This is a genomic window from Streptomyces sp. NPDC000151, assembly GCF_040301705.1.
Lineage (GTDB): Bacteria > Actinomycetota > Actinomycetes > Streptomycetales > Streptomycetaceae > Streptomyces.
Genome location: NZ_JBEPFC010000204.1, coordinates 1 through 10,195 on the forward strand (window position 1 = coordinate 1; position 10,195 = coordinate 10,195).

A 10,195-nucleotide genomic window follows, 5' to 3' on the forward strand; every position below is an offset into this window, starting at 1 on the left:
GCCCCGGGGCGCAGGCCTCCGGGGGGACCCGGCGGCGCGGCGGCCGGGGCGCGAACCGCCGCCCCAGCGGCCGCGAGCGGCACGACGAGAAGATCACCGTGTACGTCTCCGCCGAGGAGCTGATGGACCTGGAGCACGCGCGCCTGGTCCTGCGCGGCGAGCACGGCCTCGCGGTGGACCGCGGCCGGATCGTCCGTGAGGCCGTCGCCGTCGTCCTGGCGGACCTGGAGTCCCGGGGGGACGCCAGCATCCTCGTGAGGCGTCTGAGGGGCCGCTGAGCGCCTTCTTGAGGCCAGGCTGCGGAACTCCGGCCGCCCCGGCGGCCGGGTCCGCGCCGGCCGGGCCCCGGCGGGTTAGCCTTCGGACACCGGTGGGCGCCGCCCGCCGGTGATCAGCCCGGCGCCGCGCGCGGCACGGGACCGCAGCGTATGGACCACGATGCCGACGACCCACGACGACCCCGCAGCGCCCGCCCCGCGCACCCCGCGCCGCTCCCTGGGCCACGGCCCGGCCCCGGAGCCGGACCTCTCTCCGGAGCCGGAGGCGGCCGAGCCGGAGCCCGTACGGGAAGCCGTACCGGAGCCGACCCCGGAGCCCGCCGAGCCGGAACCGGACGACGTACCGGAGCCCGCCGAGCCCGCGGATGCCACCGTCACCGGTGACGGCAGGTTCACCCTCCACCTGGAGAACTTCGAGGGCCCCTTCGACCTCCTCCTGCAGCTGATCTCCAAGCACAAGCTGGACGTCACCGAGATCGCGCTCTCGCAGGTCACCGACGAGTTCATGGCGCACATCCGGGCCATGGGCCCGGACTGGGACCTGGACCAGACGACGGAGTTCCTGGTCGTCGCGGCCACCCTGCTGGACCTCAAGGCCGCGCGGCTGCTGCCCGCCGCCGAGGTCGAGGACGAGGCGGACCTCGCCCTCCTGGAGGCGCGCGACCTGCTCTTCGCACGGCTGCTCCAGTACCGCGCGTACAAGGAGATCGCCGACATCTTCAGCCGCCGCCTGGCGGACGAGGCGCGCCGGTACCCGCGTACCGTCGGGCTCGAACCGCACCACGCCGAGCTGCTGCCCGAGGTGGTGATCAGCATCGGCGCCGAGGGGTTCGCGCGGCTCGCCGTGAAGGCGATGCAGCCCAAGGCCAAGCCGCAGGTGTACGTCGACCACATCCACGCGCCGCTGGTCAGCGTCCGGGAGCAGGCCGAGGTGATGGTGGCGCGGCTGCGCGCGGCGGGCGAGGCGTCCTTCCAGGAGCTGACCGAGGACGCGCCGGACACGCTCACGGTCGTCGCCCGCTTCCTGGCGCTGCTGGAGCTGTACCGGGAGCGCGCGGTCGTCCTCGACCAGCCCGAGGCGCTGGGGGAGCTGACCGTCCGCTGGGCGGGTACGGAGGACGGCGCCGAGCCGGTCGTCACGGACGAGTTCGACCGGCCGCCGGAGCAGCCGGCCGAGGGGAAGACCGAGAAGGAGACGGAGACGGCATGAGCGACGTCAGCACGGACCGGGACGGGCCGGCCGTCGGCACGGAGGAGGCATACGACCTCCCGGAGGCGCAGGCCCCGGAGCTCCCCGAAGCGCCGGCCGGCGCCCTCGGGGTCGCGGCCCTCGATCTCAAGCCCGCGCTCGAGGCCGTCCTCATGGTCGTCGACGAGCCCGCCACCGAGGAGCACCTCGCCAAGGTGCTGCAGCGCCGCCGCCGTGACGTGACGATCGCGCTGCGCGAACTGTCGGAGGACTACACCCGGCAGGGCCGCGGCTTCGACCTGCGGCTGGTCGCGGGCGGCTGGCGGTTCTACACCCGCCCGGAGTACGCGGACGCCGTGGAGAGCTTCGTCCTGGACGGCCAGCAGGCCCGGCTGACGCAGGCCGCATTGGAGACTCTGGCCGTGGTCGCGTACCGTCAACCGGTCAGCCGGTCCCGGGTCTCTGCCGTGCGCGGTGTCAACTGCGACGGCGTGATGCGCACCCTCTTGCAGCGCGGTCTGGTCGAGGAGGCGGGCACGGAAGGCGAAACAGGTGCGATCCTGTACAGGACGACGAACTACTTTCTGGAGCGGATGGGCCTGCGGGGCCTGGACGAGCTCCCCGAGCTCGCCCCGTTCCTCCCCGAGGCGGACGCGGTCGAGGGCGACTCCCGGGAAGGTGTGCCGTCGTTCGACGTAGACGACAGCGGCGACTCTCAGACGGATCATTGATGCGAAGCAGCGGCAGGAACAGCAGCGGTAGGGGTAACTACCGGGGCGCGGGCAACCAACGCGATGACAAGCAGAAGCGCGCGGGCAAGCCCCGTCCGGAGGAGCGCCGCTACGACGTGGGCGGTTCCGGCTCCGGCTCGGGCTCCGGCTCCGGCTCCGGCGACGCGCCCCGCAAGGGACGCGGCGCGGCGGCCCGCGGCGGCGCCAAGGGCGGCCCGAAGGTCAGCCCGCGCAGCCAGGAGGGCAAGGGCGCCAAGGGGGCCCGCGGTCGCGGCTCCCAGCCGGCCCGCCCGCGCGAGCTCGACGCGAAGATCGAGGAGCGCAACCGCGCCCGGTACGACAAGCCCCAGGTCAAGACCCCCAAGACCTTCGGCGACCAGGAGGGCGAGCGGCTCCAGAAGGTGCTGGCCCGCGCGGGCATGGGCTCGCGGCGCGCCTGTGAGGAGCTGATCGACGCGGCCCGTGTCGAGGTGAACGGCCAGATCGTCACCGAGCAGGGCGTCCGCGTCGACCCGGAGAAGGACGAGATCAAGGTGGACGGCCTGACCGTCGCCACCCAGTCCTACCTCTTCTTCGCGCTGAACAAGCCGGCCGGCGTCGTCTCCACCATGGAGGACCCCGACGGCCGCCAGTGCCTGGGCGACTACGTCACCAACCGCGAGACCCGGCTCTTCCACGTCGGCCGGCTGGACACGGAGACCGAGGGCATCATCCTGCTCACCAACCACGGTGAGCTGGCGCACCGCCTGACCCACCCCCGGTACGGCGTGCAGAAGACCTACCTCGCCGCCATCCAGGGCCCGCTGCCGCGCGAGATCGGCAGGATGCTCAAGGACGGCATCGAGCTGGAGGACGGGTACGCGCGCGCCGACCACTTCCGGGTCGTGCAGCAGACCGGCAAGAACTACCTCGTCGAGGTGACCCTCCACGAGGGCCGCAAGCACATCGTGCGCCGGATGCTCTCCGAGGCCGGCTTCCCGGTCGAGAAGCTCGTCCGGACCTCCTTCGGGCCGATCTCGCTCGGCGACCAGAAGTCCGGCTGGCTGCGCCGGCTGACCAACACCGAGGTCGGCATGCTGATGCGCGAGGTCGACCTCTAGGCCGTACCGGGTCGCGTGCCCGCCCGTCCACAGTTGCGGCAGCGGGGGACCACCCCTTATCGTCACCATGACGACTAAGGGGTGGTTTTTCTCATGTCCGCGAAGGATTCCGCGACCGGCTCGCTCCTCGGGCTCGCCCTCGGTGACGCGCTCGGCTACCCGACCGAGTTCAAGAGCGTTCCGGCGATCGAGGCCGCGTACGGCCCGTGGCGCGGGCTCGACCTGCCCACGCCCGCGTACATCACCGACGACACGCAGATGACGCTCGCGCTCGCCCGCGGCCTCCGCGCGGCCATGGAAAGCGGCCCCCTGGACGCCGCGGCCTTCGAGCCACCCGTACGCAGCGAGTACGTCGCCTGGTGGCGCTCCCCGGACAACAACCGCGCCCCCGGGAACACCTGCCTGACCGCCTGCCGCCTGCTGAGCGAGCCGGGCCGCCCTTGGGCCGAGGCCAGCCAGATCGGCTCCAAGGGCTGCGGCGCCAACATGCGCGTCGCCCCGATCGGGCTCGCCCCCGGCCTGACCGCCGACCAGCGGGCGGGCGCCGCCCAGCTCCAGTCCGCGCTCACCCACGGCCACCCCACCGGCCTCGCCGCGAGCGACCTGACGGCGTACGCGATCCACGCCCTCGCCCAGGGTGCAAGCGCCGCCGACCTCCCCGCCCTCCTGCGTGCCTACGCCCGCGACCAGCGCACGCTCTACCGTGCCGACTGGCTCGGCGACCTCTGGAGGCACGCCCACGACGACTCCCCCGAAGCGTTCATCGCCCGCGGCTGGGACGACTGCCTCGGGGTCCTCGACCGCCTCGACGCCGCCCTCCGCAGCCCCACCCCGGAGGCCGACCCGTGCCTGGCCACCGGCGAGGGCTGGATCGCCGAAGAAGCCCTGGCCACCGCCCTCCTCTCCTTCCTGCTCTTCCCCGAGGAGCCCGTCACGGCACTGCGCCGCGGCGCCGTCACCGGCGGCGACTCCGACTCCATCGCCTGCCTGGCCGGCGCCTTCGCCGGTGCCCACCTCGGCGCCGACGCCTGGCCCGCGGCCTGGGTCGACCGCATCGAACACCGCGACGAGCTCCGCTCCCTCGGCCGGCTCTGGGACTGAGGCGCCCGTCTCGCAGGGCGGGCGCGGACGGCGGCTGTCGGTGGCAGTCGATACGCTGATCAGGTGGACGGGTGCGGCGGCGCACCGGCGGAAGACGCGAGGAGCAGGGACGTGGCGGTACGTGCGGTCCGAGGGGCCGTTCAGCTGGAGCGGGACGACGCGGAGCACATGCATGAGCAGGTGTCCGAGCTGCTGACCGCCATCCTGGAGCGCAACAGCCTCGTGCCGGACGACCTGATCAGCGTGTGGTTCACGGCCACGCCCGATCTGCACAGCGACTTCCCCGCCGTCGCGGCCCGCAAGCTGGGCATCACCGACGTTCCGCTGATCTGCGCGCAGGAGCTGGACATCGCCGGGGCCATGCCCCGCGTGGTGCGGATCCTGGCGCACGTCGAGAGCGACCTCCCCAAGGCGGAGATCGCGCACGTCTACCTGGGCGCGGCCGGCGCGCTGCGGAAGGACATCGCGCAGTGAGGACCGCGATCGTCCTCGGGACGGGACTGATCGGCACCTCGGCCGCGCTGGCGCTGAGCGCCCGCGGCGTGCGGGTGCACCTCGCCGACCACGACCCGGCGCAGGCCCGTACGGCGGCGGCGCTCGGTGCGGGGACCGTGGAGGAGCCCGAGGGCCCCGTCGACCTCGCGATCGTGGCGGTGCCGCCCGCGCACGTCGCGGCGGCGCTGGCCGACGCCATGCGCCGAAACCGCGCCCGCGCGTATCTGGACGTCGCCAGCGTCAAGGCCGGCCCGCGGCGCGAGCTGGAGGCGCTGGGCCTGGACCTCACCCCGTACATCGGTACGCATCCGATGGCCGGCAAAGAGCGGTCCGGGCCGCTGGCCGCGACCGCCGACCTCTTCGAGGGCCGGCCGTGGGTCCTCACGCCGACCCGCGACGGCGACACCGAGGTGCTCAACCTCGCGCTGGAGCTGGTCGCGCTGTGCCGGGCCGTCCCGGTCGTCATGGACGCCGAAGCGCACGACCGCGCGGTGGCCCTGGTCAGCCACACCCCCCAGCTGGTCTCCAGCCTGGTCGCGGCGCGCCTCCGGGGCGCCGACGAGACCGCCGTACGGCTGTGCGGTCAGGGCATCCGCGATGTGACCCGCATCGCCGCCTCGGACCCCGCCATGTGGATCGACATCCTCTCGGCGAATCCGGGACCGGTCGCGGACGTGCTCTCCGAGATCGCGGCCGACCTGGACGAGACCGTGCAGGCGCTGCGCGGGCTGCAGTCCGCCGACGAGGCCAAGCGCGGCGCGGGCGCCGGCGGCATCGAGGACGTGCTGCGGCGCGGCAACGCGGGCCGCGAGCGGGTGCCGGGCAAGCACGGCGCCGCTCCCGCCGCGTACGAGATCGTGGCCGTGCACATCGGCGACCAGCCGGGCGAGCTGGCGCGGATCTTCGCCGACGCCGGGCAGGCGGGCGTCAACATCGAGGACGTCCGCATCGAGCACGCGACCGGCCAGCAGGCGGGCTTCATCCAGCTCACGGTCGAGCCGTCGGCGGTGCCGGTGCTCACCGCGGCGCTGCGCGAGCGCGGTTGGTCCATCCGCCAGTAGGCGGCGCGGGAAGCGTCACAAACCCCCCACTCCCCTGGGGGGAAAACGTGTCTGCGTGTACCCGGTAACCTTGTCCGAGGCCCATTCGGCCGCAGGATCCCCGCCCCGTGCACAAGGAAAGGTGTTCGTCACCGTGGAAACCGCCGCCCGGACCGCCCCGGCAGCAGTGATTGTCGCCATCGACGGCCCCTCCGGCACGGGCAAGTCCAGCACGTCCAAGGCGGTCGCCGCCAAGCTGGCGCTGAGCTACCTGGACACCGGTGCCCAGTACCGCGCGATCACCTGGTGGATGCTGTCCAACGGCGTCGACATCCAGGACCCGACCGCCATCGCCACGGCCGCCGCCAAGCCCGCGATCGTCTCCGGCACCGACCCGTCGGCGCCGACGATCACGGTCGACGGCCAGGACGCCGCGGGCCCGATCCGTACGAAGGAGGTCACCTCCGCGGTCAGCGCCGTCAGCGCCGTCCCCGAGGTGCGCAGCCTGATCACGGACCTGCAGCGGACCATCGCCGGCTCCGCCGAGCGCGGCATCGTCGTCGAGGGCCGGGACATCGGTACGACCGTCCTGCCCGACGCCGACCTGAAGATCTTCCTCACCGCCTCGCCCGAGGCGCGTGCCGCCCGGCGCAGCGGTGAGCTCAAGGGCAAGGAGGCCACCGACCTGGCCGCCACCCGCGAGGCGCTGATCAAGCGCGACGCCGCCGACTCGGCCCGCAAGACCTCGCCGCTGGCCAAGGCCGACGACGCGGTCGAGGTGGACACCACGGACCTGACCCTGGAGCAGGTCATCGAGTGCGTGGTCACCCTCATCGAGTCGAAGATCGCGGAGAAGAGCGCCGCGTGACCGATTCCGACCGGCTGCCGAGCGCCGGCGGTGCCGCGATCGGGCGGCGGATCGGCATCGGCCTCATGTACGGCCTGTGGCAGCCGCGGGTGCTGGGCGCCTGGCGGGTGCCGTCGGCGGGCCCGGTGATCCTCGCGGGCAACCACGCGCACAACATCGACGGGCCCATGATCATCGGCACCGCGCCCCGGCCGGTGCACTTCCTGGTCAAGAAGGAAGCCTTCGCCGGGCCGCTGGACCCCTTCCTGCGCGGCATCGGGCAGCTGAAGGTCGACCGGACGGGCACCGACCGGACCGCGATCACCGACGCGCTGGGCGTGCTGGAGCGCGGCGGGGTACTCGGCATCTTCCCGGAGGGCACCCGCGGCGAGGGCGACTTCGCGTCGCTGCGCGCGGGGCTGGCGTACTTCGCCGTACGCTCGGGAGCGCCCATCGTGCCGGTCGCGGTGCTCGGCAGCGCGGAGCGGGCGGGCCGGGCGATACCGGCGCTGCCGCCGCTGCGCAGCCGCGTCGACGTCGTCTTCGGCGACGCCTTCCAGGCCGGGGACGGCAGCGGGCGGCGGACGCGGAAGGCGCTGGACGAGGCGACCGTACGCATCCAGGAGCGGCTGACCGCGCACCTGACGACGGCGAAGCGGCTGACCGGCCGGCACGGCACGTGACCGGCCGGTCAGCCGCTTCGCCGGGGGAATCCGCACGGACCCCCTGACACTTTGAGCAGTGGGCGCCGGGACGGCGGCCCACCGACCACGCAGAACGAGGAACGGACTTCATGAACGACCAGATCCACAGCGGCGACGAGCACGGTGAGCTCGGCGACGCGGAGTACGCGGAGTTCATGGAGCTCGCCGCGCAGGAGGGCTTCGACCCGGCCGAGGTCGAGGGCGACATCGCGGCGGCCGGCCACGGCCCGCTGCCCGTCCTCGCCGTCGTCGGCCGCCCGAATGTCGGCAAGTCGACTCTCGTGAACCGCTTCATCGGCCGCCGCGAGGCCGTCGTCGAGGACAAGCCCGGCGTCACCCGTGACCGTGTGACCTACGAGGCGGACTGGAACGGCCGCCGCTTCAAGGTCGTCGACACCGGCGGCTGGGAGCAGGACGTGCTCGGCATCGACGCGTCCGTCGCCGCGCAGGCGGAGTTCGCGATCGAGGCCGCCGACGCGGTGGTCTTCGTCGTGGACGCCAAGGTCGGCGCGACCGACACCGACGAGGCCGTGGTGAAGCTGCTGCGCCGGGCCGGCAAGCCGGTCGTGCTGTGTGCCAACAAGGTCGACGGCGCGTCGGGCGAGGCGGACGCGGCCATGCTGTGGTCGCTCGGCCTCGGCGAGCCGTACCCGGTCTCGGCCCTGCACGGCCGCGGCACGGGCGACCTGCTGGACGCCGCGCTGGACGCGCTGCCCGAGGCGCCGCAGCAGACCTTCGGCACGGCTCTCGGCGGCCCGCGCCGCATCGCGCTCATCGGCCGCCCGAATGTCGGCAAGTCCTCCCTGCTGAACAAGGTCGCCGGCGAGGAGCGGGTGGTCGTCAACGAGATGGCCGGCACCACCCGCGACCCGGTCGACGAGCTGATCGAGCTGGGCGGCAAGACCTGGAAGTTCGTGGACACCGCGGGGATCCGCAAGCGCGTCCACCTCCAGGAGGGCGCCGACTACTACGCCTCGCTGCGCACGGCGGCCGCCGTGGAGAAGGCGGAGGTCGCGGTCGTCCTGATCGACGCGAGCGAGTCGATCAGCGTGCAGGACCAGCGGATCATCACCATGGCCGTTGAGGCGGGCCGCGCGCTGGTCATCGCGTACAACAAGTGGGACAACCTCGACGAGGAGCGCCGCTTCTACCTGGAGCGGGAGATCGAGCGCGACCTCGTGCAGATCCCGTGGGCGATGCGGGTCAACGTCTCGGCGCGTACCGGACGGCACATGGAGAAGCTCGTGCCGGCCATCGAGACCGCGCTCGCCGGCTGGGAGACCCGGGTGCCGACCGGCCGCCTGAACGCCTTCCTCGGCGAGATCGTCGCCTCGCACCCGCACCCGGTACGCGGCGGCAAGCAGCCGCGCATCCTCTTCGGCACGCAGGCCGGCACCAAGCCGCCCCGCTTCGTGCTCTTCGCTTCCGGCTTCCTGGAGGCCGGCTACCGCCGCTTCATCGAGCGCCGGCTGCGCGAGGAGTTCGGCTTCGACGGGACCCCGATCCACATCTCGGTGCGGGTGCGCGAGAAGCGCGGCCGGAAGAAGTAGCGGAAGCAGAGAAGCAGCAGAAGCAAGAGCCTGCTCGGACACGGGCTCTCAGCAGCAGCGGGACGGGCCCGCTCGCGCCGGAAGCGGTGCGGGCGGGCCCTTTCGCGTGCTCGGTTCGCGTACTCAGTGGCGGTACGGGCGGTTGTCGCGGGGCGCCGGGGGCAGCGCGGCCGGGGCGTGGCCCCGGGAGTGCTGCGGGGGCAGCGGCACCTCGCGGCGGCCGGCCGCCGCGGGCGTGGTGCGCCGCCAGATCCGCCGCAGCACCTCCGGACTCAGCTCGTCCTCGCCCGTACGGTCCCCGGGCAGGGCCCGGAAGGAGCGGCGGTACTCGGCGTAGAGCGCGTCGTAGATCGGCGTGGCCGAACCACGCTCCGGGTGGTGCGCGGCGGGCTCGTACGACGGGCGCATGCCGGGGATGGAGTGGAACGGGGCGCGGGGGGACGGGTCGTATGGGTGCACGTCTGTGCCAACGACCCGGAGCCCCGCGGGATGCGGCCTTTGGTGGCGAATCGGCTGATCGCGGGGCATACACGAACTTCTGTAGGGCCCGGAGGCCCGCAGTCGCAGGACCCGCGCCGCGTGCGCGTGACGCCTCGGACATCCGTACGCGGACGGGCGGCCGCCCCCTCCGTGGGGAACGGCCGCCCGTGGGCCCGCCGGACGGCGGCTCAGGTGCCGGCCAGCGGCATGGCCATGGCGACCAGCTGTCCCCGCGCCGCGGCCTTCTCCAGCGCCTCGCGCATCAGGTCCTCGCGCGGCTGCTGGCCGATCGAGCCGTGCGGCGCCGCGTACACCACCACCGTCCGGGACTTGTTGACCGCCGCGCGCCAGCCGTCGGAGACCGGGAGCGGCTGGTGCGCCTTCCACCAGGCGTTCTGCCCGCCGGCCTCGCCGCTGTCCTGGAGCACGGCGTGCAGCTGGCCCATGGCGAGCAGCACGGACCAGCCCGTCCCGCCCGCCGGCAGTACGGCCATGTCCTCGACCGGGTGGAAGCCCTGCTCCCGCAGCAGCGGCAGGAAGTCGTCGTCGAGGCCGGCCGAGCCGGGGCGCGCGATCGGGCCGTTCGGCTCCACCACCAGCGCGGGCCGCAGGTCGCCCTCGACCAGGACCAGGCCGCAGGTCACGCCGAGGGTCGCCTGACGCGGGGCCGGCGTCGGCCC

Annotated in this window: 11 protein-coding genes and 1 pseudogene; 10 read left to right on the forward strand and 2 right to left on the reverse strand. The window is 73.6% G+C overall.

Annotated elements, in window-relative coordinates; all coding sequences use genetic code 11:
- The 10 genes and pseudogenes from ABT381_RS33080 to der all read left to right on the forward strand — a co-directional run.
- A pseudogene (locus ABT381_RS33080) lies at nt 1-278 on the forward strand (hypothetical protein); the annotation flags it as partial.
- A gap of 160 nt (nt 279-438) precedes the next feature.
- Nucleotides 439-1,488, forward strand: a complete 1,050-nt coding sequence (locus ABT381_RS33085; RefSeq protein WP_351600864.1) for a segregation and condensation protein A — start codon at nt 439-441, stop codon at nt 1,486-1,488.
- Nucleotides 1,485-2,198 carry an SMC-Scp complex subunit ScpB gene (scpB, locus tag ABT381_RS33090; protein WP_351600867.1) on the forward strand — a complete coding sequence of 238 codons (714 nt, stop codon included), beginning with the start codon at nt 1,485-1,487 and terminating at the stop codon, nt 2,196-2,198. The genes ABT381_RS33085 and scpB overlap by 4 nt, the downstream gene beginning before the upstream one ends.
- Nucleotides 2,198-3,298: a pseudouridine synthase gene (locus tag ABT381_RS33095; protein ID WP_351600870.1), complete on the forward strand. Its 1,101-nt coding sequence runs from the start codon at nt 2,198-2,200 to the stop codon at nt 3,296-3,298. The genes scpB and ABT381_RS33095 overlap by 1 nt, the downstream gene beginning before the upstream one ends.
- Nucleotides 3,299-3,391: 93 nt before the next feature.
- Nucleotides 3,392-4,399 (forward strand): ADP-ribosylglycohydrolase family protein, encoded by a 1,008-nt coding sequence (locus tag ABT381_RS33100; RefSeq protein ID WP_351600873.1) that lies wholly within the window; start codon nt 3,392-3,394, stop codon nt 4,397-4,399.
- Nucleotides 4,400-4,510: 111 nt separating this feature from the next.
- On the forward strand, nt 4,511-4,873 hold the full coding sequence (gene aroH, locus ABT381_RS33105; protein ID WP_351600876.1) for a chorismate mutase: 363 nt from the start codon (nt 4,511-4,513) through the stop codon (nt 4,871-4,873).
- Nucleotides 4,870-5,955 (forward strand): prephenate dehydrogenase, encoded by a 1,086-nt coding sequence (locus ABT381_RS33110; RefSeq protein ID WP_351600879.1) that lies wholly within the window; start codon nt 4,870-4,872, stop codon nt 5,953-5,955. Before aroH ends, ABT381_RS33110 begins: the two co-directional genes overlap by 4 nt.
- 121 nt (nt 5,956-6,076) lie before the next feature.
- On the forward strand, nt 6,077-6,802 hold the full coding sequence (cmk, locus tag ABT381_RS33115; RefSeq protein ID WP_351600884.1) for a (d)CMP kinase: 726 nt from the start codon (nt 6,077-6,079) through the stop codon (nt 6,800-6,802).
- On the forward strand, nt 6,799-7,464 hold the full coding sequence (locus ABT381_RS33120; protein ID WP_351600887.1) for a lysophospholipid acyltransferase family protein: 666 nt from the start codon (nt 6,799-6,801) through the stop codon (nt 7,462-7,464). The genes cmk and ABT381_RS33120 overlap by 4 nt, the downstream gene beginning before the upstream one ends.
- Nucleotides 7,465-7,574: 110 nt before the next feature.
- Nucleotides 7,575-9,035, forward strand: coding sequence for a ribosome biogenesis GTPase Der (der, locus tag ABT381_RS33125; RefSeq protein ID WP_351600890.1), 1,461 nt, complete (start codon nt 7,575-7,577; stop codon nt 9,033-9,035).
- A 123-nt stretch (nt 9,036-9,158) separates the two neighbouring features.
- Here der and ABT381_RS33130 read toward each other — a convergent pair whose 3' ends face one another.
- The gene (locus tag ABT381_RS33130) at nt 9,159-9,443 is read right to left on the reverse strand and encodes a hypothetical protein (protein ID WP_351600893.1); all 285 of its coding nucleotides are present in this window, start codon (nt 9,441-9,443) and stop codon (nt 9,159-9,161) included.
- Between the two features lie 260 nt (nt 9,444-9,703).
- The coding region (locus ABT381_RS33135) for a DUF8842 C-terminal domain-containing protein (protein WP_502965734.1) at nt 9,704-10,195 on the reverse strand (492 nt) is incomplete at its 5' end.